This is a genomic window from Candidatus Leptofilum sp. (genome assembly GCF_965223525.1).
Lineage (GTDB): Bacteria > Chloroflexota > Anaerolineae > Promineifilales > Promineifilaceae > Leptofilum.
In genome coordinates, this window is sequence record NZ_CBDCWX010000005.1 from 1,522,882 (window position 1) to 1,548,381 (window position 25,500).

The 25,500-nt window shown below is 51.7% G+C and carries 24 protein-coding genes; 11 read left to right on the top strand and 13 right to left on the bottom strand.

What is annotated here, in order from left to right:
* Window positions 1-6: 6 nt before the first annotated feature.
* On the bottom strand, window positions 7-1,230 hold the full coding sequence (amrB, locus tag ACOQPM_RS12080; protein WP_420629517.1) for an AmmeMemoRadiSam system protein B: 1,224 nt from the start codon (window positions 1,228-1,230) through the stop codon (window positions 7-9).
* A 146-nt stretch (window positions 1,231-1,376) separates the two neighbouring features.
* On the opposite strand from amrB, the gene ACOQPM_RS12085 reads away from it, so the two are divergent.
* Complete coding sequence (locus ACOQPM_RS12085; RefSeq protein WP_420629518.1) at window positions 1,377-2,891, top strand: M1 family metallopeptidase; 1,515 nt, start codon at window positions 1,377-1,379, stop codon at window positions 2,889-2,891.
* A gap of 53 nt (window positions 2,892-2,944) precedes the next feature.
* On the opposite strand, the gene ACOQPM_RS12090 is transcribed toward ACOQPM_RS12085, so the two are convergent.
* From ACOQPM_RS12090 to ACOQPM_RS12105, 4 genes are all read right to left on the bottom strand, one after another.
* On the bottom strand, window positions 2,945-3,796 hold the full coding sequence (locus ACOQPM_RS12090; RefSeq protein WP_420629519.1) for a mechanosensitive ion channel family protein: 852 nt from the start codon (window positions 3,794-3,796) through the stop codon (window positions 2,945-2,947).
* Window positions 3,789-4,163 (bottom strand): hypothetical protein, encoded by a 375-nt coding sequence (locus ACOQPM_RS12095; protein WP_420629520.1) that lies wholly within the window; start codon window positions 4,161-4,163, stop codon window positions 3,789-3,791. The genes ACOQPM_RS12090 and ACOQPM_RS12095 overlap by 8 nt, the downstream gene beginning before the upstream one ends.
* A 2-nt stretch (window positions 4,164-4,165) precedes the next feature.
* The gene (locus tag ACOQPM_RS12100; RefSeq protein ID WP_420629521.1) at window positions 4,166-4,750 is read right to left on the bottom strand and encodes an RNA polymerase sigma factor; all 585 of its coding nucleotides are present in this window, start codon (window positions 4,748-4,750) and stop codon (window positions 4,166-4,168) included.
* Window positions 4,751-4,982: 232 nt separating this feature from the next.
* Window positions 4,983-6,482 (bottom strand): mechanosensitive ion channel, encoded by a 1,500-nt coding sequence (locus tag ACOQPM_RS12105; protein ID WP_420629522.1) that lies wholly within the window; start codon window positions 6,480-6,482, stop codon window positions 4,983-4,985.
* A 358-nt stretch (window positions 6,483-6,840) separates the two neighbouring features.
* Between ACOQPM_RS12105 and ACOQPM_RS12110 the strand changes: the two genes are divergently transcribed.
* Together ACOQPM_RS12110 and ACOQPM_RS12115 are read left to right on the top strand one after the other, a co-directional pair.
* Window positions 6,841-7,299, top strand: coding sequence for a hypothetical protein (locus tag ACOQPM_RS12110; protein ID WP_420629523.1), 459 nt, complete (start codon window positions 6,841-6,843; stop codon window positions 7,297-7,299).
* A 64-nt stretch (window positions 7,300-7,363) separates the two neighbouring features.
* Window positions 7,364-9,160: an Ig-like domain-containing protein gene (locus ACOQPM_RS12115; protein ID WP_420629524.1), complete on the top strand. Its 1,797-nt coding sequence runs from the start codon at window positions 7,364-7,366 to the stop codon at window positions 9,158-9,160.
* An 89-nt stretch (window positions 9,161-9,249) separates the two neighbouring features.
* Here the strand turns inward: ACOQPM_RS12115 and ACOQPM_RS12120 are convergent, their stop codons facing one another.
* Window positions 9,250-9,915, bottom strand: coding sequence for an FHA domain-containing protein (locus ACOQPM_RS12120; RefSeq protein WP_420629525.1), 666 nt, complete (start codon window positions 9,913-9,915; stop codon window positions 9,250-9,252).
* 157 nt (window positions 9,916-10,072) lie between these two features.
* On the opposite strand from ACOQPM_RS12120, the gene ACOQPM_RS12125 reads away from it, so the two are divergent.
* The 4 genes from ACOQPM_RS12125 (at window position 10,073) to ACOQPM_RS12140 (ending at window position 11,834) form a co-directional block, all read left to right on the top strand.
* Window positions 10,073-10,447 carry a PadR family transcriptional regulator gene (locus tag ACOQPM_RS12125; protein ID WP_420629526.1) on the top strand — a complete coding sequence of 125 codons (375 nt, stop codon included), beginning with the start codon at window positions 10,073-10,075 and terminating at the stop codon, window positions 10,445-10,447.
* Window positions 10,448-10,458: 11 nt separating this feature from the next.
* On the top strand, window positions 10,459-10,935 hold the full coding sequence (locus ACOQPM_RS12130) for a hypothetical protein (protein WP_420629527.1): 477 nt from the start codon (window positions 10,459-10,461) through the stop codon (window positions 10,933-10,935).
* Window positions 10,936-11,023: 88 nt separating this feature from the next.
* Window positions 11,024-11,371: a DUF952 domain-containing protein gene (locus ACOQPM_RS12135; RefSeq protein WP_420629528.1), complete on the top strand. Its 348-nt coding sequence runs from the start codon at window positions 11,024-11,026 to the stop codon at window positions 11,369-11,371.
* 1 nt (window position 11,372) lies between these two features.
* Window positions 11,373-11,834 (top strand): DinB family protein, encoded by a 462-nt coding sequence (locus tag ACOQPM_RS12140; RefSeq protein WP_420629529.1) that lies wholly within the window; start codon window positions 11,373-11,375, stop codon window positions 11,832-11,834.
* A gap of 121 nt (window positions 11,835-11,955) precedes the next feature.
* On the opposite strand, the gene ACOQPM_RS12145 is transcribed toward ACOQPM_RS12140, so the two are convergent.
* Entirely contained in the window at window positions 11,956-12,429 is a 474-nt protein-coding gene (locus tag ACOQPM_RS12145; RefSeq protein ID WP_420629530.1) for an SRPBCC family protein, read from the bottom strand.
* On the bottom strand, window positions 12,416-13,006 hold the full coding sequence (locus ACOQPM_RS12150) for a TetR/AcrR family transcriptional regulator (protein ID WP_420629531.1): 591 nt from the start codon (window positions 13,004-13,006) through the stop codon (window positions 12,416-12,418). The genes ACOQPM_RS12145 and ACOQPM_RS12150 overlap by 14 nt, the downstream gene beginning before the upstream one ends.
* Window positions 13,007-13,230: 224 nt before the next feature.
* On the opposite strand from ACOQPM_RS12150, the gene ACOQPM_RS12155 reads away from it, so the two are divergent.
* From ACOQPM_RS12155 to ACOQPM_RS12165, 3 genes are all read left to right on the top strand, one after another.
* On the top strand, window positions 13,231-14,247 hold the full coding sequence (locus ACOQPM_RS12155; RefSeq protein ID WP_420629532.1) for a glycosyltransferase: 1,017 nt from the start codon (window positions 13,231-13,233) through the stop codon (window positions 14,245-14,247).
* 233 nt (window positions 14,248-14,480) lie between these two features.
* Window positions 14,481-15,284, top strand: coding sequence for a hypothetical protein (locus ACOQPM_RS12160; RefSeq protein ID WP_420629533.1), 804 nt, complete (start codon window positions 14,481-14,483; stop codon window positions 15,282-15,284).
* Window positions 15,285-15,779: 495 nt separating this feature from the next.
* Window positions 15,780-16,268 carry a hypothetical protein gene (locus ACOQPM_RS12165; RefSeq protein WP_420629534.1) on the top strand — a complete coding sequence of 163 codons (489 nt, stop codon included), beginning with the start codon at window positions 15,780-15,782 and terminating at the stop codon, window positions 16,266-16,268.
* 448 nt (window positions 16,269-16,716) lie between these two features.
* On the opposite strand, the gene ACOQPM_RS12170 is transcribed toward ACOQPM_RS12165, so the two are convergent.
* From ACOQPM_RS12170 to ACOQPM_RS12190, 5 genes are all read right to left on the bottom strand, one after another.
* Entirely contained in the window at window positions 16,717-17,298 is a 582-nt protein-coding gene (locus ACOQPM_RS12170; protein WP_420629535.1) for a hypothetical protein, read from the bottom strand.
* A gap of 102 nt (window positions 17,299-17,400) precedes the next feature.
* Window positions 17,401-18,423 carry an alpha/beta hydrolase gene (locus ACOQPM_RS12175; RefSeq protein ID WP_420629536.1) on the bottom strand — a complete coding sequence of 341 codons (1,023 nt, stop codon included), beginning with the start codon at window positions 18,421-18,423 and terminating at the stop codon, window positions 17,401-17,403.
* A gap of 10 nt (window positions 18,424-18,433) precedes the next feature.
* Window positions 18,434-19,297, bottom strand: coding sequence for an SDR family oxidoreductase (locus ACOQPM_RS12180; protein WP_420629537.1), 864 nt, complete (start codon window positions 19,295-19,297; stop codon window positions 18,434-18,436).
* A 141-nt stretch (window positions 19,298-19,438) separates the two neighbouring features.
* Window positions 19,439-21,226 carry a hypothetical protein gene (locus ACOQPM_RS12185; RefSeq protein ID WP_420629538.1) on the bottom strand — a complete coding sequence of 596 codons (1,788 nt, stop codon included), beginning with the start codon at window positions 21,224-21,226 and terminating at the stop codon, window positions 19,439-19,441.
* Window positions 21,227-21,398: 172 nt separating this feature from the next.
* Window positions 21,399-22,049, bottom strand: coding sequence for a hypothetical protein (locus ACOQPM_RS12190; RefSeq protein WP_420629539.1), 651 nt, complete (start codon window positions 22,047-22,049; stop codon window positions 21,399-21,401).
* Window positions 22,050-22,241: 192 nt separating this feature from the next.
* Between ACOQPM_RS12190 and ACOQPM_RS12195 the strand changes: the two genes are divergently transcribed.
* Window positions 22,242-25,490, top strand: a complete 3,249-nt coding sequence (locus ACOQPM_RS12195) for a type ISP restriction/modification enzyme (RefSeq protein ID WP_420629540.1) — start codon at window positions 22,242-22,244, stop codon at window positions 25,488-25,490.
* Window positions 25,491-25,500 lie beyond the last annotated feature (10 nt).

A 25,500-nucleotide genomic window follows, 5' to 3' on the forward strand; every position in this document is an offset into this window, starting at 1 on the left:
TCCAAATCACTCCAGCAAAATGCCCGCAATGGACACAAGCGACTCATCTTTTTCATCGGCGGGGCAGTGGTCATAGGCAACCTGGATGCCTTCGGTGCCTTGCAGGTAGCGCAGCAGCAGGTAGATGGGGGAGAAGCCGCACACCTTGTTGCGATCTTCCACGGCAGCGATCTGGTCGTAAAAGCTGGCGTCGTCGCCGCGAATGATGGCCTGGACGAGATTTTGGTCGGTTTGGCGCAGGGCGGCGCGGCGCGTATTGTCCATAATGTAGTTGTCGTCAAAAGCGGGGCCAACGTGGGCAAAATCCACCGAGGCAACGGTGAGCACCTTTTTCCCGGCGGTGGCGCGTTGCAAGGTGGTGACGGCCGTTTCCAACAATTCATCTTCCGCCGGATGCCCCCCATTCATCACAAAATGATGAAACGAGCCGCATAAAATGGGCACCATTGGCTGGGGTTTTACCCCAGCTTGCTGGTAAATGTAATGCAGCCAAACGGCCGATAGCTCAACCGAGTGCTCCCGACGATGGTTCAACTCCTCAGCAAAAGCGGCTTCTTCACCGATGGCGGCTGCCAGTTCATCCACCAAATTGGTGTCGGTGGGCAAGACGCCGTAGGGGGTGGCGTAGGGCTGACGGGTAAGCGTGAAGGTTCCCAACCCACCTTTGTGATCGGTGCCTAAAATGATGACCAGATCGGCTTCGAGAACGGCCGTTTGCGCTCGCCGCCATACTTTTGAGTACACCTCGCCGCCCCGCTGGTAATCAATGTGCGGCGAAATGATGGCTCGGCCCCGCCAGGGCTGCCAGCCATTCAGATTATCCTCTTGGCCGTACGCATCCAGCATCATGGTAAGCTGGCGCGGGTTGGCCGGGTAGCTCAAATCGGCCAGGGCTGGGGTGCGATGAGGCTGGCTGCGAAAATCAATTTTTTGCTGCGCCAATGCTTGCGCGGCGCGTTCATTGTCTAGCAGGTAGGTGGCATCTAGCTGGGCAATTGCCTGCTCAGTAATGGCAAAGTCGAGCGGCTGGCCGATTTGCTGGCAAAAGGCGGCGTGAATTTGCTGAGGGGTGCGACGGCCGTCTAAAAACAGAAGCATTTGCGCCAGGGCGGGTGGCACAATTAGCTGTTCAGTGGACAGTTCCAGAGGGTCACGCAGATACCACATCTGTTCTCCCTGGTGGTACACTGGCTGAAAATCAAGTTGACGCAAGCGCGGGTTTTTGGTCAATTTACAACTCCTGTTGCGAGTGGTTGGCGGATAGTGGCTGGTTGCGACTCACTAACCACCAGCCACTAATTTGTTAATGCTTGATAGGCGTCATTGGTTAATCCGTTGACTTTTTGCCACTGCCAGCACAGTATGGGGAAATGAAGATGAAAATGCAAGCACTCCAAGCGAAGGTTAAGATAAACAATCCACAGATTACACAGATTACGCAGATTTTTTTGATCTTGGGATTTTTGTTGATTGGCTGTGGTGAAGAAACTGTTGCCCCTCCTACGCCAATTCAAGATGAGCCAATTCCTGCGATTTTTGCTACGCCGACGCTGATTGTTTCGCCAACGGCCGTATCACCCAATACCGCAGCCCCCACAGCCACTGCCCCGGCAGATGGATTATCCATTGGCGATCCATACGCGCCGGAATTGGGCAACACGGGCTACGATGCCCAACATTACACGCTGCAAATGACGTTAGACCCAGCCATCACTCACATTGAGGCCACTGTTCAGATTGAGGGCATCGTCACGCAGCCAAATCTGGCGGCACTCTCATTTGATTTGGTAGGGTTTGACATTGCCGACGTGTTGCTGAATGGCGAGCCAGTTTCATTTGCCTACGAAAATGACAAGCTCATTTTGTTCCCGGCACAGCCTTTGCCAGAAAATAGCCAATTTGTGGTTTCGGTTGCTTATGCAGGTGCGCCGGTGGAACGGCCGTCTCCCTACGTCGGTTTTGCGGCTTCTTTGGGCATGAGTTTTGTGAATGGTGAAAGCATTTATGTGCTGTCAGAGCCGGATGGCTCCCGTTACTGGTTCCCCAACAACGACCACCCCCGCGACAAGGCGACCTATCGCTTTGAGATTACGGTGCCGGCTGGGTTAACGGCCGTTGCCAACGGTCTCCTCATCGAGCAAATTGACAGTGAAACGACCAGCACCTTCGTTTGGGAGCATGATTTTCTGATGGCATCGTACCTGGCAACGGTAGTGGTAGGCAACTTTGAGCGGGTGGAAGAGAGGTCGCCTGACGGAGTGTTGCTGCGCCATTACGTAACAGAAGAAGCGATGGCCGAATTTGAAACGGCCGTTGCCGATGTGGGTGAGGCGATTGATTGGATGAGCGACCGTTTTGGCCCCTATCCATATGAAGCGTTTGGCTTTGTCACTGCCGATGTCTCTAGTGTGTCGCTAGAGACGCAAACAATGGTACTGCTGGCCAACAACATGATTGGCCAGCGCACGGTGATGCACGAATTGGCCCACATGTGGTTTGGCAACTGGGTGAGCCTAGATTCCTGGCAGCAAATGTGGCGCAACGAAGGCTTTGCCACCTACGTGCAGCTCATGTGGGAAACGGGGGATGATCCAGAGGATTTGCAGCTAGTGATTGAATCGTTTCGTTCGGCCGTAGAGGAAAACGGGGATGATTTTCCGCTAGGTAATCCGCCACCGGCACAGCTATTTAGCTTTAATACTTACTTTGGCGGGGCGGTATTTGTGCATGAACTGCGGCAAGAGATGGGGGATGAAGCGTTTTTCAGTGGCTTGCAGACCTATTTTGCCACCTATGGCGGCGGCACCGCCAGCGATGATCAGTTTCGGGAAATGATGGAAGCGGCTCATGGCGCACCGTTGGATGACTTTTTTGCGGAGTGGCTGGAATGAAGGGGTGAACGGGTGACAAGGTGAGGAAATCACCCGTTCACCTTGTCATATCTTTATTCGTCTAGCTCAAGAATCGGCTGATCCCAATCGGAATCTTTCACTTTTACGGCCGTTTCTGTCAAAACTGTATTCGGCACCACCAACCGCTCTTCGCCAACGCGAATTTCTGCGTTGAGCGTGCCAATCGCTTCTAAAATGCCCTCTTGGCCATCTATGACGATGCGATCCCCCATTTCGTACTGCTCGCGGGCATAGTAGCCAGCCAGCACGCCCCGCGCCACGTCGCGGCCACCCAGGCCAAACGCCAACGCCAGCCCGGCTACAATGATGGTGATCACATTGGTGAAAATATTGGTCATGATGGCGGCATTGATGCCCAACTGCTCTAGCACCACAATGACAATCATGATGATAAGCAGCACGTTGACGCCTTGCCCCACTTCCTGATGGAATTCCACCCCCATGCCACTCATGGCTGCCTGGGCGGCTCTGCCCAAAAACTGAGCCAGCAACACCCCGGCCGTCAGCGTGGCCAGCGCTGCTAGCAGCCGAGGCAAGAAAGCAATCAGGTTTCGCAATGGGTCTACGGCCGCATTCAACCCAAGACTTTCTAACCCAATGAGGATGAAGTTCAGGAAGATTATCCAGAAGAGTAATGTGCCCAATAGTTGAGTGCCAGAGCGGTTAATTTGGGCGCGTTCCAGGCCTGCTTTAATCCCCGTGCGCTCCAGTAAATCTTCCAGTCGTAGCTTTTCGCCCAATCGCTGCACCAGGCTAGAGACGCCTTTGGCCAACAGCCAGCCAACAAACAGGATGATGAGGGCGGTAACCAGACGCGGCACATAATCAATGGCGTTGGCTACCAAATTGCTAAAAGCATTTTGAATAATCTCTAAATCAATCATTTCCTCTGCGTCTCCTTCGGTTTCTTCGTTCTCGTGTTGGGTTATCCAACAACGGCCGTAACAAACTCATTGCGACATTGCTAAAGCCGCCAGTTCCCATCTTGACCACATTTTTAGCCAGGTCAGACCGATGAATTCGGTGAATGAGGCGGCGACGTACCCGCTGGGCACGTTCTGGTTCCAAGTCTGGTAATTCTACAACGGCCGTTTGCGATAGCTGTTCTTCCCACAGAGCATCCGCAAGTTCCAGGCTGGCATCATCTTCTGCTAGCTGCGCCAAAATCGCTTCATTTTCTGCATTGTTCAGCTCACCGGCCACAAAGCGGCGTAGTAGCTCTTTTGATAGTGGTTTTGGATTATTGGTCATATTCATTCACCTGCCAGCATTCGATATTGAACCTGCAAAGCTAGCCTAGCCCGCTGTACGCGCATTTTGGCAGCGCTTACACCAATGTCTAGCATGTTGGCAATCTCGTTGTACGGTCGTCCCTCCATATCCTTCATGTACAAAATCTCGCTCACGTCAGGGTCCAGATTCGCCAGCGCCTCAGCCAACATTTCTCGCTTGTATTGCACCTGGTACGCTTTTTCTACCGATTCGCTCGATGGCATAATCTCAGCAATTGTCTCCATCTCCGTTTCTGCTTCCTGTGGCCTTCGTCCACGGCGCCGAATTTCATTCTGGCAGGTGTTGATGGCTACCCGGTAAAGCCAGGTTTTAAATGAAGAACGCCCTTCAAACTGGTGCAAACTGCGATAAACCTTAAAAAATACATCCTGCGTTAAATCTTCCGCGTCTTCGCGGTTTCGCATATAACTGTAGCAAACGCGCCACACCACAGATTGATACCGCCGAAACAGTTCCTGAAACGGCCGATCGTCTTTGGTGCCACGTTGCTGACAAACTTCTATTAACGCAACATCCGATAAGTCTACAAGAGCCTGTTGCTCCATACCGATGACAATACCCCTCACAAATTGCTAGCTGCTCCCGCAACCAAGCTGCCAACCCGATGCAAGCTTGAATACACCCAGCGTAAAATCGCCAATACAGGTATTCTATTCGATTATTCTTGTCTACGCTGCTCATCGCTGCACCGCTTAGTAAAATTTACACTTTTGAACTTTTTGCATCATGATGCAAAAAGTTCAAAAGTCTTCAAGATTGGTAAGAAAACTGATTTACTTAATCGCCACTGCTGCTTTCTTCACCGCGCAAGTTGGCAACCAGCCTTTCCACCTCGCGTCCGGCAACTTCTCGGCTGCCCAGGCCAAAGGCCAGTGCTGCTGCTACGCCCAATGCGCCTAGCATAATGCCAAACGCCATATTTACAATGTCGTTGGCCACGCCAAGCTGCCGCAGCGCCATTGCTGTGGTAAGCACTAAAATAGCCACACGCGCCAGCGTCGCGGTGAAGTTGGCTTGGTTCCCACCCGCGCTCAAAATGAGATTGCGAGCCAGGTTAGCCAGGTAAAGACCAATGGCAAAGATAATTACTGCCAAGATAAGCTGCCCGCCAAAGCCAATGAACGTGGCTAAAATGTCAGACAGGAAGTCTGAGCCTAGCAGTTCGGCGGCAGACAGGGAAGCAAATAGCATGATGCCCACAATAATGAGGTAGCTCACCAGAGCGGTGGGTTGGCGTGTGCCGCTCCAATTTAATCCCAGCTTGGTGGGAATCTCGTCAAATCCGACGCCGCGCAACAGGTCGGTGATGAGATTGGCAATCATACGGCCGATATAAAACGAGATAACAAGCACCAGTGCAGCCCCAAAGATGTTGGGCAGGGCGTCTATGAGGGTTGTGAGCATCAGTGTGGCGGGTTGGGAGATGGCTTCGATGTTTAGAGAATCCAGCGCCGAAATGATGGCAAACAGCAAAATGAAGGTGTACAGAACGGTGCCAACCATTTTGGAGAGTGACCGCTCGCCGCTGAGACCCAGCCGCTCACCGAAGCTATCGCTGCCCAGGGCGGCCAAGAGGTTAGAAACAACTTGGCGCACCACACGGGCAATAAACCAGCCAATGAGCAGGGTAACGGTCGCACCGAAGATGTTGGGGATGTAGCTTAGGAACTCTTCAAACACGTTTTGGATAGGGGCAGCGATGGCCTGCACGCCGAGGGCATTTAGAATGGCAGGCAAGAAGAGCAGGAAGATAAACCAGTAAACGGCCGTTGCTAACGATTCAGCCACAGAAACCTGTTCGTCATCTTCCAGGCTGGCGTGTTTGCTGAGCCAACTGTCTACATTGAGCATGGCTGCGCCGCGCCGCACCAGCGTACGCAGCACGGTGGCAATAACAAACGCGGCCACTAGCAGCAAGGCGGCAGAACCGAGGCGAGGCAAGTATTCGGTGGTGATGCGGTCTAGCAAAGATTGCAATGGTACGGCCACGCCGGGCAAATTGATTTGCTGCAAAAAGCCAACAATAAAGAAGAGGAAGATGAGCCAGAACACCAGCTTTGCAATCACATCTTCAACGGAAAACGGCTGTACCCCATCTTCACCTTCAAACCATTTGGCTGCCCGATTATCCAGGTTGGTGCGCTTCAGCAGCCGCCGCACCAGGCTGGCAACCAATCGCGCTACGAAATACCCAACAATGAGCAATAGCACGCCACCCAAAAACGCTAAAATGGGTGCACCAACGGGGGTTGCAAAAAACTCTTGAATCTGTTCCATTTTGGTTACTCCTTCACGAAAACTTTGGTAAAATTGACCTGAAATTACAGACACCCGCATAAAATGTAGGTCACAAAACAGTTGCCTTGCACCTGGTAGTTCGATCAAAAATGGGAAGAGACGAACCAGTTCAACTGTTGTGACACAAAATTCCGCCGGATTTCAACAACGACAACAAAGAAGAACGGGATAAAAACGGTCGTTTTCATCCTAATCCTCGCTGCCAAATAATATGTGACTAATTTCCTATGCCCGTGTCTTACTTTTGTGGGTGCGTCGGGAGCATCGTTGCTTGATTTATTAACCTGGCAATTTGCCTAACCATGTTGTAGTGATTTTTTATCTTGAGGAGGTTGTAATGAATTTTTGGGTTGGCTTGATCATTGGTTTGATTTTAGGTTGGGTCATAGAGTGGGTCATTGATTGGCTCTTTTGGCGGCGCGAAGATGAGGGAACGGCCGTTGCCAGCAGGACAATGGACATAGATCTGCAAGGTAAATTGGCGGCAGTCGAGGCCGAAAAAGAGTCGCTGGCAGCCCGCTTGCAAGAAGCGCTCAGTAAAGAACCAGAAGTAATTGTGCAGGAAGTAATTAAAGAAGTGATGGTAAAGCAAGATCGTCTGCAAAAGATTCACGGCATTGGCGATGTGTTTACGCGTCGCTTTAACGAGGCTGGTGTTTATAGCTTTGCTCAACTTGCTGCGATCACGCCAGAACGCGCTCGTGAAATTATTGATCCAGAAGAGTGGCAGAACATCGAACCAGAGCAATGGATTGCTGAAGCCAAGCAGTTTGCTGAAAAAGCCCAAAATAGCTAGTACTGAAGCAAACTTTTTTTGACAGACACTTTATTTGCAAATTGCTTCAGTAAAGGATAACTAAATGATTCATCACAGAGAAAAAGGCGAAGTGAGACGCTTCGATATTTTCAAATTGATAGTTTTGATCATCCTCATTGCCCTGCTGCTGTGGTTTTGGCTATCCCCCCCGGCGTTTGTGCAAGGGACAGATGCGGGTGTAGAGGATACGGCCGTTGCCACCGATACCACCGATGATGCAGACACGAGCGCGGCCGTAGATGAGCCAATGGACGAGGCGATGCCCGAAATCGCCGTCCCCGAACTGGAAGACCCCATCCTGAGCGATGGCCAGGAACCCGGTACCGTGAGCCTGAGCGGCAGCGGCACCCCCGGCTCCACCGTGCGCCTCATTTTGGATGGTGAAGAAGTTGGCACCACCGAAGTAGATGCCGACGGCAGTTGGACTTACGACCTCGACTTGGAAGTCGGTTCCCGCTCCCTTACGCTGGAAGCGCTAGATGTAGATGGCAGCGTAGCCCACACCGTAGACCTGCCACCATTTCAGGTAGCACTAGACATCCCCACGCTGGATCTGCCGGAAGGCGACCTGCTTGCTGGGCCAGTTCGCCTGAGCGGGACGGCTACCCCCGGCAGCGAAGTGGGGATTGTCATAGACGATGAGCTGGTAGGCACCGCCACCGTTGGCGCGGACGGCACATGGTCGTTCGACACAGAATTGGCAGCGGGACTTCATGGTCTGCACGTGCAGGCTATTGACGCCAATGGAAACGTAGCTGGCGAGTCAGAAGGCTTTGGGTTGTCGTTGTCTGAGCTGACCTTGCCCGATTTTGACCTGCCCAGCCTTGACTTTAGCGCAGGGGAGGTAGATTTTGGCGGTGTCGGAACCCCAGGCAGCACGGTGGAATTGGTAGCAAATGGCGAAGTGGTGGGGACGGCCGTTGTTGGCGCAGACGGTACCTGGATGATTCCGGTTGATCTGCCTGTTGGTGATTATGATCTGAGCTTGCGTATGTTAGATGCCGACGGCAACGTATTGGCCGAATCGGAAGGGCGCAACGTAACGGTTGCTGCCACAGCACCCGCTTTTGCTTTGCCAACGTTTGATCTGCCAGAAGCAGATTTGGCGGGAGGTGATGTGACGCTGACCGGTACCGGCACGCCTGGCAGTGAGGTGGAAATTGTGGTCAACGGCGAGGTTGTGGGTACGGCCGTTGTGGCCGACGACGGCACCTGGAGCTTGCCCATCAATTTGCCTGCTGGCGACTACGAGCTGGCTCTGCGGACAGTAGATGGTGAAGGAACGGCCGTTGAGACCGATCCGTTTGCTTTCTCCCTAGCGACTGCCGCGCCGACGCTGGATGAACCCGCCGACGGCAGCAGCGCCGATGGTGGTGAACTCACCTTTAGCGGCATGGGCGAACCCGGTAGCGAGGTTGAGATTCTGGACGGGGATGAGGTTGTGGGAACGGCCGTTGTGGCCGATGACGGCACCTGGAGCTTTAGCTACACGCCTGCCGCAGGCGACCACACCTTTGGCGTGCGCGCCGCTGGTGTCAGCGAGCCTGCCGCAACGAGTAGCGTTACCGTTGCCGAAGCTTCCGATTCATCTGCTAGCAGCTCTACCGGTGCAAGCGGCAGCAGCGACGGTGCGGAAGCCTCTGTGCCAGCCGGTTTTTGCAGCGAAGCAGGGCCGGGCATTGACCAGGGCGATACCTACGTGGTGGCTCCCTGTGAATGGCTCACCAAAATTGCCAATCGGCTGGGCATTCCCTACGCCGATCTCATTAGCGTGAACCCGCAAATTGCTGATCCAAACCTGATTCATCCGGGTCAGGTCATCAATTTGCCGCCGCGATGATGAACAAAGTTAGGTGACAGGCACTTCAAAAGTGCCTGTCACCTTTTGCAACATTTGACCTGCCAAACAAACTGGCAGGTCTTTTTTGTTTAGGGGCAAGCGGGGTTAAAGCCAACCGGGCCGAGGACAGTTTCCCAGAACGGCCGTAATCCCCCACAATACAACAACTCCCCCTGTTGGTAGCTGTCTAGGAAGAAGACCGTCCCCACGCACAGCACACAGGCCAGCACCAGCAAACAGCCACAGCCAATGAGAATGCGGTTTCGGTTGGGGGATACGGCCGTTTCTGGTTCATCAAATTCGTCAAAAGTGGGGGGAGGAGCGGGGGTTGGTTCCAGCAAATCGGCTGGCTGGGCGTAGGCAGGCACCGGTTCTGGCGGCAATGCTGGCGTCACCACATCATCCGCCGGATTATAGATCACCTCTGAGGGCATCCCCGCCGCCCAAAAGCGCAGTTGCACCGTGTCGCCAAACTCCACCGAGTCGCCGTGATTCAGCATTGTGGGCTGCTCCAGGCGCAGTCCGTTTACAAATGTGCCGTTGGTGCTGCCCAAATCTTCCAGCACGTAACTGTCTGCCTGTGGGGTCAGTTGGGCATGGCGGCGAGAAATTTCTGCATCGTTGATCACAATGCCATTGTTGGCCGAACGGCCGATTGTTTGCGGCGCATTGCCTACCGTAAAGGTTTTGTCCGGCTCTGGCCCTTGCTCCACAACTAGGCGGGCAGGCAGTTGGGCAGATGGATTGTCAGCCATAGCAGTCTCCTGGAAGGTGGTGACAAAAAGATGGGGGAGTATAAAAATAAAGAAGGATGTTTGTCAATGCCATATTGCCTTGACATGACGGCAATAGTTCTGTATTCTACCTTTACCAGTATTCTTCCTGTAGTAGAATACCAATGAGGAATTTAGAATGCCAAATTTAGATGAATTGCTTGCCAAGTGGGAAGAAGGATACAAAAAAGGATTATTGTCATTCTGGATTCTGCTTCTGTTGAATCAGGAGGAGATGTATGCTTATGAAATGACGGCCGTCATCGCCGATATGAGTCAACAAACTGTATCTGTTGATGAGAAGAGCATTTACCGTGCGCTCAAGCGTTTTGAAGACAACCAGCTTATTCAAAGTGATGTACGTAAGTCGGATAAGGGGCCGCCGCGACGGTATTTTCGCCTGACTGAAAACGGCCGTCTTTTATTGGCAAAGTTTTGTGAGCGAAATATTTTAATCTTTCAAGAGCCTCGTGTCGCCGCTGCTATCCTGAAAGCTATTGCTGCTGATGAATAAAAAAGGACAAAATGATGAAACAAAATATGACTTTCTCCGATTATCCAGAATTGAATGACAAAGCAATTGCAACTGCCGCCAGCTTGCAAAAATGGCAACATTTTCTATTGATTGGTTTAGGAGCCGTCATTACTTACGCAATATTGGGAACCAGTACACCAGATAATCTCTTTGACACATTTTCCTCGGTGCTTCTATGGTTGCTGTTGCTATTGGCACCCGCAGTTGGGGGGATTGTCATCCTGAAATTCCCAGCCTGGCAGTCGCTAGCCTTGAGCCAGCGCAAAGAGACTATTTTATACTCTTTTGGCTTGAGCCTTTTAACTTTGAGCACTGTTGCTTTGTTTGGCTATCGCTTAAATCCTTACGATGTTGGCTACATATTGGTGAGTTCTCTCGTTCCGCTGGGTTACGGGCTGTTCATTCTGCGGCTGTATTTTCGCTTAAGCCAGCAGGCAGAAGCTGAGGAGGGCGATCTATTCCCGTAAGCAATATTTGGTTGGGGAACTAGCGGGGGCTAATCGTAGAAATAAAACGGCCGTTTGCCATTGAACCTCTCTCGGCGATAATCTGCAGATGATTATTTTGCACATTATGACAGAGACGGCGTGGCAAACGGCCGTTGCCGTTGGCGAATACCGTGCCGATTCATTAGAGAGCGAAGGCTTTATTCATTGCTCCACCGTTGAGCAGGTGCTCATGCCCGCCAACCAGATGTTCGCCGGGCAAACCGACCTCATCTTGCTCATGATTGATCCTACCAAACTGACGGCCAGACTAATGTACGAAGATTGTTACGAAAGCGGCCACCAATTCCCCCACATTTACGGTCCGCTTAATTTGGATGCCGTGACTGGTTTTGTAGCCTTCTCGCCCGATGCAGACGGCCGTTTCTCATTGCCAAAATCGCTCAGGAGTTCGTGAAATGAAGTTTGTACAAATTTTTCAGCAGAATCGCGCTTACATTGAACAGATTATTGACACCATGTCTGATGAGCAGATGTTGGTGATGCCTGCCGGATTTGATAACAACATCGCCTGGAATCTGGGGCATCTTATTGTGGTGCAGCAATCGCTTATTTACCGATTGTGTGGACTGCCAACGCTCACTCGGCGGGCGCATGTGCGGCTGTTTTCCCCCGGTACGTCCCCTGCCGATTGGCAAGACACACCAGATTTGGCCGAAGTACGGCGGCTCCTCACTGAAACCACCGCCCAAACCATCGCTGACGCTGCTGCCGATCGGTTCCAAAACTACAGACCCTACACCACGACGACCAGCTTTGATTTGCCCACCTTTGAGGATGCCACTGCTTTCAACTTGTACCACGAGGCGCTCCATTTTGGGGCAATCATGGCGTTGCGGAATGTGATCAGGGCGGAGTAGATGGGGAGGGTACGGCCGTTATCCTAACTGTTTTGCAATCATTTTCCCTTCCCGTCTGGTGTTTACGGTAGGGGCGCATCCCCGTGTGCGCCCAAACTGGGGCAGACACGGGGGTCTGCCCCTACTGAAAATCGTTGGCCATCTCACCACTCGCCACATATTTTCCCACCAAGTTTAGCTCTTCATTATAAATTTTGCGCGAAATGGTGGGCGTGATGAGCTTCTCGATGAAGCCCCGGACGCCGGGTGCGGTGCGGGCGCGGGTGTGCAGCGTCACTTTTGACGCCTGACCGTTGTTTACCGGGTCAACGGTAAAGGTGGTGAGAACACCGGCTTCCTTGTCCTCTTCTTGCAGCACGCGTCCCGGCTCTGGCTCGGTGACCACCATGTGGTAGGTGGCTTTAGCTCCCATCACGTTCATGTGTACGGTGATCTCCGTGCCTGCGCCAGTGCCGCCTTTTTCTACCGTCATTTTGGTGAAGTATGGTTTTGGCAAGATGGCATTGTGGCTGTGATGATAGTCGGCAAAAATGGCGTAGACGACTTCGGGTGGCGCATCTATCACGCGGGATACGGAAACTTCATACTGGTTCATGTTTACCTCCAAATTGGGCAATCATTTTCTCGACGACCTCGGCCAGTGGGTAGTTGGCTGGGTCTAATAAATATTGTTGAATCGCGCCTTCGATGACGCTGTACAGGTAATATCCTTCTAACTCTGGCTGTGGCCAGCCTGCTTGCGCCAGTTCTGCCACAAAGCAGCTACGCAGCATCGCTGTTCGCTCCCGAAACGCATCTCCCAAGACGGCCATGATGGCTGGCTGGGTACGGAGCATGTAAAAGAGTGACCAAAATTCCGGCTCGCTGGCCAACAAATCGAAAATGGCGTGTAGCAGGTTGGGTAGTACTTCACCGGGGGGGCTGGTTTGCAGAACGGCCGTTATTCGTTCATCAATCCGCGCCATCACAAAATCAAACACGGCCTGCAGCAAACTTTCCTTGTTGGCAAAGTAATGGTACATGAGCCCCACCGAGAGTCCTGCGGCCGTGGCGATGTTGCGAGTGGTGGTGTGGGCATACCCTTTTTGGGCAAACAGGCGCATGGCGCTGTTGAGAATATTGGTTCGGGTCGCTGCCCGAATCGCTTCGTTTTGTTTTTCAGTTCTTGGCATAGTTTTCTATTGAGCAAGCGTTCAATCAAAATATACACCTTCCCAATTTTTCTGTCAAGTAACCAGGCGATTAACGATTGTGTCGGTAGGGGTAGACCCCCGTGTCTACCCGCTTTTGGGCGCACACGGGGGTACGCCCCTACAAATGGTATATTTCTAAAACTGTCATTTTTTTAAGGTCACGCAAAATTGGCCAGAAAATCATCAAATCGTAGAATTGCGACATGAGCGTGATTACTTTTATTGCATCTGGAACGCGGGGAGATGTGCAGCCAGCAGTAGCGGTGGGCAAAGCGTTGCGCCAGCATGGCCACACGGTTCGGGTTTTGGCAGGGGCTAACTTTGCCGATTGGATTCAGCAACATGGCCTCATTCCGCTGCCCACTCAGATTGATATGCAGGCGATGATGGCCAGCGAGGGCGGGCGCGACTGGGTGGAAAAGGGGCACAATCCGGTGCTGCAATTGCGGATTATGGGGCGGCTTTTGGCAAAGCACGGGATGCAAATTGCCAGCGACGCCTGGGACGCTTGCCAGGGCAGTGACCTGATTGTGAGCAGCTTTACCTCGGATGTGTACGCGGTGGGGATGGCGCAAAAATTGGGCGTGCCGCACGTGAGTGCGCCGCTGCAGCCGACCTTGTTTACGACGCGAGACGGCCGTACCCTCCTCAATGCCCCGCTCCCCAACCGATCTAGCTGGATCAACTATTGGTTTGGCAAATTTTTCATCGAAACGGCCGCTTGGAGCCTGTACAGGGATATTGCCAATCGCGTTCGCAAAGAAATGCTGGGGATGCCTGCCCAAACCCGCGCCGAAAACCGGGAAGATCGGCGCAAAATGACGATTATTCACGGCTACAGCCCCAGCGTGGTGCCGCATCCAGCCGATTGGCCAGACAACTTCCATACGGCTGGCTACTGGCTTTTAGACGAAAATGAGCAGTGGCAGCCGCCTGGCGAACTGCTCGATTTTTTGGCGGCGGGCTTGCGGGCGGGCGTACCGTCTATTTTGGTGCCGCACTTTGCCGACCAGCCGTTTTGGGGGCAGCGGGTGGCTGCGCTGGGCGTGGGGTCAAAAGCAATCATGAGGCATAAGCTGACGGCGCATAAGTTGGCGGCGGCGATTGACGCTGGCGTTTCCAACCAAACCATGCGCCAAAAAGCAACCCAACTGGGTCAAAAAATCCGCGCAGAAGATGGCATTGCCCGCGCCGTGACGCTCATCGAAGAAGAATTGTGAATGAGTTGACCGGAAACACGAACCTGTGGTTGCTAATTGACGAAATTTCATTGGGCAAAGAAGCGGCGCGGTGAGACGCCGTGCCGCAGCCAACCATGAAGACCCGCCTAGAGCAGGAATGTATGGTTTATAAAGCTATCTGCTTAACCCTACCCGTAAGCCATCTTCGGTAAATTGTCATCAGTTATCGTTTGGAACGCAGTGCCAGTTTGAACAAAACCCAGGAGGTAAACATGAAAAATAGGCGTGTCCGCAAGATCATCATTGGAGTAGCTGTTTTTTTTAGCCTTTGCTGCGTTGGATTTATTGCTATTGCTTTGCTTCTGCCTGATCCAGAGCCCGGTGAGGCCACGGCTGTATCTGTTGAAGAGAGAAGTGAGCTAGCTGAAATTGTAGATGATGACCCTGTAGAAGAAGATGTCCTCGAAGAGGAAAACGAAACTGAAAATAATTTAGTTGCTGAAGAACCTGTCGAAACGTCAGCGCCATCAACCAATACCCCAGAGCCAACAGTAACCAGTACCCCAGAGCCGACTGTTACCAATCCCCCAAAAGCTACCGAAACTCAAGTCGTTACAGAAACGCCTGTGCCAACAGATACCCCAGACTCTAACGTGCTTACAGTGGAAGAAGAAGCTTATATAGATGCCATTTTGGATATTGCTTCGGTTTACGGTGAGGCATTGAATATATTAGGCGTTCAACTTTCAGCTGCCGGGGCCGACGTCAGTTTAATGTTCGATGATGATTGGAAAATTGAAGTAGTGACAGCACTGGCCTTTCTTCTTTTTGCTGGCGATGAAGTTCGCTCGTTGGAAGCACCAGAACGATTTGAGACGCTCCATGAGCATTGGTTAAACGCAGCCGAGCATTACGATTTAGTCGCTGAGTTATTAGCTGAAGGAATAGACGAATTCGACACAGATAAGATCAACAGGGCCAATGAGGAGATGTCTGCTGGCCAAGAGGATATATCGTTAGCAATAGATGAAATCGAACGTCTATCCGATGAAGGTGTTGATTTTTCCTCACCATAGAGTTCGCTTCCCTGTCCTAGCGCGGTTTTCGGCTAGCATGGAACTTGTTTGGCTGCGGCTCGGCCTCTAGCCGCGTCGCCTGCTTTGTCATGTTGAACTCTCGAATTTTAGCATAATCTGATTGGCAACGACTGCACATAGCGAAACCGAAGCAGGGCTTTTCAATCGTCACGATTTTAGGACGCGGACGAGCGCGGATGACACGGAAAGGTGTTTCAGGCCAACCAATGCGCCCAAAAGCAGCCAAATTCGGCGAAAAAATCTGTGCAGAAGATCGCATTGGACATTGTAATGGAACAGTGCTGTGCGGCCCTCCAATCTTTCAGCACATAATCTCAAAATATATTCAAACAAACGGTAGAGCAAACGGTAGCCTCTTATCTTTTAGCTCAAACATAAGTTTGTAGTTTTTCTTTTAAGAGATTCGCGCTTCAACTCCTCATTATAGTTTCTACATTTTAGCTGCACCGAATTGGGTGTATGGAGGTTACAGAAATGAAAAGGCAGGCTTCTTTAACGTTACTGATAGCAGTATTCTTGGTTTTTGTTCTGGGAATTGGCTCTGTGTTTGCAGATAGCGGAGGCAACGGCCGTACGGATGGGCCTAGTTTCGAAAAAGTAGGTCAAGATAGCAGCTTTTCCTGCTACTTTATTCAACAAAGTCCGTGCGATGGTGTTACCTATGAGGTCACTGGAAAATGCACACTCGGCGTGCGGGGAAATGTCTCAAATGCGAGAGTAGAAGAGGCACTGATTGGCATTAGATTTATCGGTCAGGGGGATGGGTACACCGTCAGAATCTCCCACGGGCAAGAATATGATGCCATCGAAGATAATTACTTTGTAGAAGGGGTGCATTATGAGTGGGACGGCAATGGGCGGCTACCTGACTTTGAATCAACCAGTTCCGGTACGGTGTTTACATCTAACGGCGTCGTAACTGGATTGAGCCTTTACACCACATCTGCTCAATGTACTAATTAATTGCCATGCTTTGCTATGGTTCAATGTAAATATGAATCCAGCGACACGGTCTTTTGGCCGCGTCGTTTTATTATCAACGATTGAAATAATCTGATTTGCTAACGGCCGTTTCCTCACTCATCACTCTCAAAAATGCGACACGGATCGGAGGGTAAACACGGATAAAAATTTGTTCAATCCGTGTTCTAAACCTCTTTATTTTGCCAGCAGTTGACGGAAGTGATAGATACGCCGTTTCTAACCAAACCATGCGCCAAAAAGCAGCCCAACTGGGCGAAAAAATCCGCACAGAAGATGGTATTGCCCGCGCCGTAATACTTGCCGTAATACTTATCGAACAAGAATTGTGAATAAGTTGACCAGAATCACGAAACGATGCAGGCTGCATTACAAGCTTGTGGTGGGTAAATAGCAGAACCAACTACACAATATCTGAGCGTTTAGCGTTTCATTCCTTTGGTGTGAAGCTCGTAATTATTAGGTTAAACTCGCCAATAAGATTATCATACTGCTCCTGCGTGGTACGGAGAGTAAAAATAATCATATCATTTTGGCGAGCTAAATATACATCTTCATCTACAGCATTACGTATGTCAACACGGTAAATTCTTCTTAAGACAGGATAGTCACCAATCATTTCTTTCTGTAAATCTGAGACCTCAAATCCTTGATAGGTTCTGTTAAGTCGCCAGCCATCCTCTCTTCGTAAATCTTTACCCCATTCAGCAACCTCTTCAAGTGTTGGGTTATTTGCTGGTTGTCGGCTAATCCTGATCCCATTGAAATCAGCAACCAAATCGCTGCTTATAATAAAGACGACTGTTTCATCGCCTCGGTATCCTCCATCGGCATATTGGCGGGCATCCCAAATTCCGGGATGAGTTACAGAAAAACCGAAGGCAGGGCTAGACGTGTTTTTCCTCTCACCTGTGATCCAAGCAATTGGGTGAAAGTCAGTAAAGATGAGCAAAAGTAAAAGTGCAAATCCAATTAAACCAGCGTATTTGGTATGTTCTTTGCTAAATTTCATTTCTTTTCCTAAATTTAGTAGAAGTTGGCTGGCATCCCATCCAACACCCTCAAAAACGCGACTGGAACATAAGCACGAATAAAAGCTCGTTCAGTCCGTGTTCTAATTTTGCCAGCAACTGGCGTGGAACTGGAGCGCCTGGACGCCAATTTGGTTGTACAGTTGGCCAAAGTTGTGGGGCACGTCAGGGACGATTTGTAGCTGGTGGGGGATGCCTAGCTGGGTGAGGAGGCCGGCAACGGCCGTACTTGCATTGACCGCCCGCATATCCAATTCACCCACCGCCAGGAACACCTCTAAACCGCTGTTTAGAACGGCCGTCGCGTTTTCTTCCCACAGGCTGGTAGCATCATCCACGCCGCTTTCTGCCAGGGGCATCGTGTTGCAATACAGGTCGGGTCGTTGGGCAGCGTAGCGCATGGCGCCGGCGGCCCCGAGTGAGAATCCTACCAGGGAACGGCCGTTCCCGTTCGGAATCGTGCGCCAGTTGCCATCTACCGCCGCAATGAATTCCTGCGTCACCAATGCTTCATTTGCCGCATTCCAGGCACCATCGGGCCGTCTGGGAGCCGCCACGATGAACGGTGGCAGCTCGCCGCTGTTGATAAGCTGCGACAGCCACGCGCCCGCATCCTCGTTGGCCGCTTCAACCTCCCGACTAATCGCATTCCAAAATAAAATGTGGCTGCCCTGGCTGCCATGCAAAAAGTAAAGCACGGGGTAATGCTGATCCGATTGATCGTAGCCGGGGGGGGTGTAGAGCGTGAAGAAGATTTCTTGTTGGCGCGATTGGCTAAAGAAGCTGTATTCCGCCACGCCTTGCCAGCGCACGACGGTAGATTGTTGGGTGACGGCGGGAATGGCCGTTTCGGGTTGGCTTGGTGTGGGTGTTGCCGTTGGCAGCGGCGTGGGGCTAGGCGTTGCCGTGGGCGTATCGCTGGGAACGGGCGTTGGCGTATTCGTAGCCGTAGCGGTTGGTGTGGGGCTAGGGGTGTTTGTGGGGAGTCGTGTCGGCGTTTCGGTGGGTGGTATGGGGGTGGCAGATGGTGTGGGTGGGGACGGCCGTTCTTCCGCCCCGCAGCCTAGCAAAAAGATCAGTAACAAAATCAGCCCCCACCGTTTCATAAATACTATTTTAGTGGCGGAAGATGCGGAATGCCAGCCCCGGCCGCCGCAAATAGCTAATTGTGTCCCGAATGCGAGCGGGCTGAAAGCCAAATTGGCGATAAACGGCGTCGTGGTCGGTAATGTCTGGTACAAAAAAGCGATCCATAAAGTAGCGGCTAACGGCAGGCCAATACCACCAGCGGAACAGCATGGGGGTGATGGGGCGGAAAATCAGCATTGGTACGGGCAGGGGCAGGCGACGGTAGCCCGCTACGTCCAGCAGCTGCTGCACCAGCGTGGCGTAAGGCAGCTGCTCGCCGCCTGCAATGGTAAGGGTTTTGCCGATGTGGGTGGAGCGACTGAGGCTTTTGGCCAGGCAACGCACAAAATCTTCTACCCACAGCGGCTGCATCATCATTTGGCCGCCGCCGGGCAGCCACACAACCGGCCATGTCCAGATGGCCAGCCCTACAATCAGTTCAAAGAAGCGGTCGTTACGGCCGTACAGCGACGAAGATCGCAAAATGGTGTACTCCAGCCCACTTTGCTGGATGAGCCGTTCCACTCTTCCCTTAGCCTGGAGCAGTGGGTGCATACTGAGTGGGTCTGCGCCAATGCGGCTGGCAAAAATGATGCGCCGTACGTTCGCCCGACGTGCTTCTTCCACTAGCCGCTCGCTGCCGTCAATATCCACATGGTTCAGCAGCCGGTTGCGGCCCCGCGCTTCTGAACTGGCCAGATGCACTACGGTGGCAACGCCTTCCAGCTCTTCGCGCAGAGTAATGGGATCATTCATGCGGCCTTCATAGCCGCGTGCGGCAATGCCTTCCCGCTCAAGCCAAGCCATCAAAGAACGGCCGACAAAGCCGCTGGCACCAGTGACAAGAATCATGGGAAATTAAATTGTAACTGTACGGGTAGCCTTACCCCCTCCCTAGCCCTCCCCCTCACAGGGGGAGGGGACTGCTCCCTCTCCCTTGAGGGAGAGGGTTGGGGTGAGGGTGAAGAGGTACACATCTGCATAACTTCAGTTTTAAGGCAGGTCTGGCACATCGCCGGGGGTTCGGTCTGGAATGCGGTCTTGCTCCATCGTTTGCTTATACACGTCCATCAGCAGCGCATACTCTTTGTGGCGCGTGCCGCGCCGCCGCCGCCGCTGCTGCTGCAGCATATTTTCCAGTTGAGCAAAGATGTCGCTTTGGATGACGCTGGGGTAGGGAATATCTTCAAAGACGAGGTTGCTTTCGGCACCGGCTGTTTCAATTTCTACATTGCCGTAGTTAAAAATGGTGTGGATGAGACCCGGTGTGAACGCATTCACATTTTGGATATTGCTCAAGAGCGCCTGTTTCCGACTTTCGCCAAAGCCAAACGGCCGTCTGTCAATATCTACAATCAGCCTGTCTGTTAGCTGGAACATATCGTTGCGCCAATCTTCCACCCGCCAAATAAGCCACAGCAAATCAATCGAGTAAAACAAGATAAGCGCAGGCAGTAGCTGCTGGAAGGTGAACTCGAAGAAGCGAATTAAGACGAAGGCAACAACGGCCCCCAGTAAAGCCAGCCCCAACGGAATGACCGATTCAATAATAACCACCAAAAAATGTTTGCGGTAGATGATGGCATTTTCTTCTTCCACCCGCCAAAAATACCGCTGTCTTAGCCGCCACCAGAGCGTATCGCGGCGAGTGGGCTTTGCCGGTGGTAATATCGTTGCTTTTTCGCCAACGGGTTGATATTGAGGCTTCACCGCAAAATGGTCGCTAAATGTTTCGCGCAGCATTGACTGTTCTAAGCTGGCATCGAGTGATTTCACTCTTTTGCTTTGTCGATCCAGCGTCTCTTTAACTTCAATGGGATTGTCAATATTGTCGAAAAAGATGGTGCCAAAGGCAGAGGCGGTGGTGATGCGGGCGGTGCCAAAGTTAAACAGGTTCGTGATAAATGTTGGTTTGGCAATTTCCACGCTTTGCACCTGGTCAATACGTGCTGTTTTTATGTCAACTCGGAAGGTGCGGAGGTCAAACTCCCGATGGACCACGCGCTTGTTGGTAATCACAAAATAATCGTTGGACCAATCAAGCGTTTGGAACAACACTACCAGCAGCAAAATCACAAAAAAGATACCCGACACCCAGTAGCGCAGGTTGAAAAGGAAGGAGTCGGCAGGCTGTGAGTTGAAGAAGGTAAAAATAAGAAGGGGCAGCAGTAGCATGGCCAACACCGGGAAGAAGGTTTGCACCAGCAGGTAAAGGCGGCTGCGCCGGGAGCTGTATTCCACCAGTTCGTCTGGCAAAATGCTGATGACGGTGCGTCTACGTTTGGCAGTGGAGAAGAGCTTTTGCGCTTCTTCGTAGGCGTATGGCGACAAGCCAGCGACGGTGACAATTTGGCCGTCTATTTCCTCTTCCTCGGTTTCCAGCAACGGTAGGGCATCTGGATATTGCAGCAGGAAGCGAACAAAGTTGGTGCCGCTGATGATGAGTACGGTGGCGGGCTTGTCGCGGTGGGATTTGGCCTTGACGTTAGCAGGATGGACGTTTGGCTCGAACAGCCAATCATCCTGGAAGTAGTCATTGACTAAGTAATCTCTCGTTTCGACGACGTAGGAGTTGTTTTCGATGTCATCCTGGCGGGTTTCGGCGTATAAACGGCCGCTTTTAACAATGTACAGGCTATCCGCCACATCCCTCTGGAACGCCACCATGCCACCATTTTCGTACTGCGCCTCATCTGTAATTTGGGCGAGGGCTTCTATATGGTAATCTTCCAATTCTTTAAACAGCGGATGTTTTTGTAAGAACTCTGCCTTTGTGGTCATACATCTTTCCCAGAGTAAATATACATAACGTTGGCAGTCATTTTAACATAATCGCCAGCGGCTGGGAAGTCGTGTGGCACAGATGCACATGGATACTTCGACTTTGCTCAGTACAAGCTTACACAGACAAAGGCAAAATCAGTGAAAATCTGTGTTTGTCAATGTCCAGTTTTTACTCATCAAACAGTTGTGCAAGTTGGCTCAGTTCGGCCGTTTTTGCCTGAATTTCGTCGGGTGAAGGGTTTACAACTTTGTATTCGTACAGCAAGAAACTAGTGGCTCCAGCCATCACCTCTGGCGCATTAAACACGTCGGTGGAAGCGCCTTCACGGTCACCCAGCCAGATGGTGCAGCCGGGATTTTGCTCGGCAAAGGCGAATAATGCCGCCTGCTGGCTGCTGGTGAGCTTGCTGGCATTTTTGGCGTTGAACGCCGTATCAAAACTGTCTAGTGGGGCGCGCTTTTTAGACCAATTTTCATGGCGGAAGATGTTGAGGTCTAACGGCCGTTCCCGCTTCACCTCAATCACCAACCGCGCTGCTGACACATGCGTGCGCCGTCGCCGTCCTTCATTATAGTAATGACGATGGAAAATGATGGGAATGTAGGCGATGAGACGGCCATTGCTCAAACGCCCCTCGTACCACTGCATTTGTTTGGCTTTGGCAGTGGGCTGCAAAAAGAGTGCCTGGGCAATCGCCTCGCTGCCTTCGCGCCGCTGCTTGTTGCGGTACATCACAAAGCCAATCGGCCCGCCGATGGCCAACGGAGGCAGGCAGCACACCAGTACAAAAATGAAAAATCCACCAAAAAAATCGTCCATAGCCACATCCTTTTAGCCTGTGGGATTTATCCCCAGATTTTTGTATGGTAACGGCCGTTCGATCAGAAACCGATCCAACACGTGTAGGGGCAGGTCTCAGACCTGCCCCTACAGACCTGCCCCTACACACACCAAACAAAATTTATGCTAAAATGCACCCACGCCGCTTATTCTCAACAATGGGAACAATAAATGCCATACTTGAACCTCAAAACAACCCACAAACCAGTGCGCGACTATTACAAAGCACTCAAAGAAACCCAGCAGCTTAGCCTGCTCCACGAAGGAGCGGTGGCTCCTGCCTTTGCCAACCTGCTTCGCGCTTGCGCCAGCCGCATGAACTGGACCTTGGCCGAGCAGTACGCCATCCCCCGCAAAGGCCGCCGTCCGCTCCGTGCCGATGGGGTCTTTCTGGACGAGTTTAAGCTGCGTCACGGCGTCTGGGAAGCCAAAGACACGGATGATGATCTGGCCAATGAGGTGAAAAAGAAGTTCAGCGACGGCTATCCCAAGGACAATATCCTGTTTCAGGCTCCTGACCGAGCGATTTTGGTGCAAAACGGCCGTACCATCTTCGATGAACCAATTACCGACCCCGACAGGCTGGTAGAAGTGCTCAAACTGTTTTGCGAATACCAGCCGCCCGAATTTGAGCAGTGGGATGTGGCTGTGGAGGAATTCAAGGAGCGCGTGCCGGAGCTGGCCCAAAGCCTGCTGGAACTGATCGAAACCGAGCGCAAGCAGAACCGCGCCTTCCGCGACGCCTTCGGCAGCTTCACCAACCTGATGCGCGACGCCATCAACCCCAACCTGTCCGACAAGGCCGTGGAAGAGATGCTCATCCAGCATTTGCTTACCGAGCGCATCTTCCGCAAAGTGTTCAACAACCCGGACTTTGCCCAGCGCAACATTATCGCCCGCGAAATTGAGAAGGTGATTGAAGCGCTCACCAGCCGCCACTTTAGCCGCCACGACTTTTTACGCAGCCTGGACCGCTTTTACGGCGCCATCGAAACCACCGCCGCCACCATCGAGGAGTTTAGCGAGAAGCAGGACTTTTTGAACACGGTGTACGAGAAATTTTTCCAGGGCTTTAGCGTCAAGGTGGCCGACACGCACGGCATTGTCTACACGCCGCAGCCAATTGTGGACTTTATGGTGCGCTCCGTGGACGATATTTTGCGGCGCGAGTTTGGCAAAACCGACGGCCTCGCCAGCGACGGCGTGGCCATTCTGGACCCGTTTGTGGGGACGGGCAACTTCATTTTGCGCGTCATGCGCCAGATGCCCAAGAGCAAACTGCCCCACAAATACAAGCACGAACTGTTTTGTAACGAGGTGATGCTGCTGCCCTACTACATTGCCAGTATGAACATTGAGCATGACTATTACGAACTGACCGGCCGCTACGAACCGTTTGACGGCATCTCCCTGGTAGACACCTTTGAACTGGCCGAAGGGCGGCAAATGCCCCTTTTTGCCCCGGAAAACACCCAGCGGGTTCAGCGGCAGAAAAACACGCCCATCTTCGTCATCATCGGCAACCCACCCTACAACGCCGGGCAGGTCAACGAGAATGACAACAACAAGAACCGTCAATATCCTGTAATTGATAATCGTGTATCCGAAACTTACGCTAAAGATTCAAAAGCGACCCTTGTCCGCAAGCTCAATGATCCCTACGTCAAAGCAATTCGATGGGCAACCGATAGGGTAGGAGATGAGGGAATTGTTGTTTTTGTTACCAATAGCAGTTTTATTGAGGATATTTCTTTCGATGGGATGCGAAAACATCTAAATCAAGATTTTGAGCGAATCTATATTCTCGATTTGAAAGGAAATATTCGCAAGGATTCTATGAAAGATGGCATACCATTAGGGGAAAAACATACGGTTTTTGGCCTTGCTGCAATGGTAGGGATTACTGTGACATTTTTTGTCAAAAGCCCTAAATTTACAGACAAAAAGCTTTATTATCATGCGGTTAATTTTAGAGCAACCCGTCAAGAAAAGTTTGATTTTGTAGATGAAGTCGGAACAGCAATAAATATCAATTGGCAGGAACTCACACCAGACAAAAAACATAATTGGCTTACTGATGACCTGAGTGATGATTTTGACACTTTTGTTCCGATGGGTACGAAAAAGCTGAAAAAATCTAAAGGACTTGATGTTGAGTCTATTTTTAAGACTTTCTCATTGGGAGTAGCAACTAATCGTGATGATTGGTTATACCTTTTTACAAAGGAAGAACTTGAAACCAATGTAAAAACATTGATCCAAAATTACAATTATGAAGTTTTTAGGCTACAACAAGCTGGGAAAGTAAATAACGTAGATGATTTTGTAAACAATGATCCAAGTTTCGTAAAATGGACAGATCGCCTTAAAAAAGCTCTTGAACAAGGTCAAACCCTTCAATTTGAGTCTAGTCAAATCCGTGCTTCTCTTTATCGTCCATTCGTAAAACAACATCTTTACTTTGATAGCTTACTAAATCAACGCCAATATCTCCAACATAAAATATTTCCAACGCAACAAACTCATAATCGAGCAATTGGAGTTGTCAATCATTCACAAATCCCTTTTGTCGCTCTGATGGTTGACGCTGCTCCGTGCCTAGATGTTGGCGGACGCCCAACGCAATGCTTCCCCTTCTACACCTACGAAACCGCCGGTAGGGGTGGGTCTCAGACCCACCCCTACAATGACGGCACTTCCCACCCCCACAATGACGACACCCCGTCATACACCCGCCGCGAAAATATCACCGACTGGGCGTTGGCCCAATTCCGCACCACCTACGCCACCGCCCAACCGTCGGTAGGGGCAGGTCTCAGACCTGCCCCTACGATGGATGACGGCGCGAATTCCACAGAAACGCCGCCACCTGCCCCCGACGAAATCAATAAATGGCACATCTTCCATTACGTCTACGCCCTGCTGCACCACCCCACCTACCGTGAAACGTACGCCGCCAACCTGCGCCGCGAACTGCCGCGTATCCCCTTCGTCCAGCCCCAGCAGTTCTGGCAATTCGTCCACGCCGGTGAACGCCTCGCCCAAATCCACGTCCACTACGAAGCCCAACCTGAATACCCCCTGCAACACACAGAAAACCCGGACGAACCATTGGATTACCGCGTCGAAAAAATGCGCCTCAGCAGAGACAAAACCAGCCTCAAATACAACGACTTCCTCACGCTAAACGGCATCCCGCCCCAGGTGTTCGACTACAAACTGGGCAACCGCTCCGCACTGGATTGGGTCATCAACCAATACCGCGTCAAAACCGACAAGCGCAGCGGCATCACCAACGACCCCAACAACCTCGACGACGAAACCTACATCCTCCGCCTCATCAAGCAAGTCATCACTGTCAGCCTAGAAACCGTCGAAATCGTCAATAACCTGCCGCCGTTGGAGATTATCGAGGCGTAGAGTGTGTCGT

What these genes read in the sequence shown, in the direction of transcription:
- ACOQPM_RS12090 (WP_420629519.1), bottom strand. Translation starts at nt 3,796, where the DNA reads ATGATTGATTTAGAGATTATTCAAAATGCTTTTAGCAATTTGGTAGCC.
- ACOQPM_RS12140 (WP_420629529.1), top strand. Translation starts at nt 11,373, where the DNA reads ATGAAGTTTGTACAAATTTTTCAGCAGAATCGCGCTTACATTGAACAG.
- ACOQPM_RS12180 (WP_420629537.1), bottom strand. Translation starts at nt 19,297, where the DNA reads ATGATTCTTGTCACTGGTGCCAGCGGCTTTGTCGGCCGTTCTTTGATG.
- ACOQPM_RS12125 (WP_420629526.1), top strand. Translation starts at nt 10,073, where the DNA reads ATGCCAAATTTAGATGAATTGCTTGCCAAGTGGGAAGAAGGATACAAA.
- ACOQPM_RS12165 (WP_420629534.1), top strand. Translation starts at nt 15,780, where the DNA reads ATGAAAAGGCAGGCTTCTTTAACGTTACTGATAGCAGTATTCTTGGTT.
- ACOQPM_RS12155 (WP_420629532.1), top strand. Translation starts at nt 13,231, where the DNA reads ATGAGCGTGATTACTTTTATTGCATCTGGAACGCGGGGAGATGTGCAG.
- ACOQPM_RS12100 (WP_420629521.1), bottom strand. Translation starts at nt 4,750, where the DNA reads ATGGAGCAACAGGCTCTTGTAGACTTATCGGATGTTGCGTTAATAGAA.
- ACOQPM_RS12120 (WP_420629525.1), bottom strand. Translation starts at nt 9,915, where the DNA reads ATGGCTGACAATCCATCTGCCCAACTGCCTGCCCGCCTAGTTGTGGAG.
- ACOQPM_RS12085 (WP_420629518.1), top strand. Translation starts at nt 1,377, where the DNA reads ATGAAAATGCAAGCACTCCAAGCGAAGGTTAAGATAAACAATCCACAG.
- ACOQPM_RS12150 (WP_420629531.1), bottom strand. Translation starts at nt 13,006, where the DNA reads ATGCCAAGAACTGAAAAACAAAACGAAGCGATTCGGGCAGCGACCCGA.
- ACOQPM_RS12145 (WP_420629530.1), bottom strand. Translation starts at nt 12,429, where the DNA reads ATGAACCAGTATGAAGTTTCCGTATCCCGCGTGATAGATGCGCCACCC.
- ACOQPM_RS12160 (WP_420629533.1), top strand. Translation starts at nt 14,481, where the DNA reads ATGAAAAATAGGCGTGTCCGCAAGATCATCATTGGAGTAGCTGTTTTT.
- ACOQPM_RS12185 (WP_420629538.1), bottom strand. Translation starts at nt 21,226, where the DNA reads ATGACCACAAAGGCAGAGTTCTTACAAAAACATCCGCTGTTTAAAGAA.
- ACOQPM_RS12115 (WP_420629524.1), top strand. Translation starts at nt 7,364, where the DNA reads ATGATTCATCACAGAGAAAAAGGCGAAGTGAGACGCTTCGATATTTTC.
- ACOQPM_RS12175 (WP_420629536.1), bottom strand. Translation starts at nt 18,423, where the DNA reads ATGAAACGGTGGGGGCTGATTTTGTTACTGATCTTTTTGCTAGGCTGC.
- ACOQPM_RS12095 (WP_420629520.1), bottom strand. Translation starts at nt 4,163, where the DNA reads ATGACCAATAATCCAAAACCACTATCAAAAGAGCTACTACGCCGCTTT.
- ACOQPM_RS12190 (WP_420629539.1), bottom strand. Translation starts at nt 22,049, where the DNA reads ATGGACGATTTTTTTGGTGGATTTTTCATTTTTGTACTGGTGTGCTGC.
- ACOQPM_RS12195 (WP_420629540.1), top strand. Translation starts at nt 22,242, where the DNA reads ATGCCATACTTGAACCTCAAAACAACCCACAAACCAGTGCGCGACTAT.
- ACOQPM_RS12110 (WP_420629523.1), top strand. Translation starts at nt 6,841, where the DNA reads ATGAATTTTTGGGTTGGCTTGATCATTGGTTTGATTTTAGGTTGGGTC.
- ACOQPM_RS12170 (WP_420629535.1), bottom strand. Translation starts at nt 17,298, where the DNA reads ATGAAATTTAGCAAAGAACATACCAAATACGCTGGTTTAATTGGATTT.
- ACOQPM_RS12130 (WP_420629527.1), top strand. Translation starts at nt 10,459, where the DNA reads ATGATGAAACAAAATATGACTTTCTCCGATTATCCAGAATTGAATGAC.
- ACOQPM_RS12105 (WP_420629522.1), bottom strand. Translation starts at nt 6,482, where the DNA reads ATGGAACAGATTCAAGAGTTTTTTGCAACCCCCGTTGGTGCACCCATT.
- ACOQPM_RS12135 (WP_420629528.1), top strand. Translation starts at nt 11,024, where the DNA reads ATGATTATTTTGCACATTATGACAGAGACGGCGTGGCAAACGGCCGTT.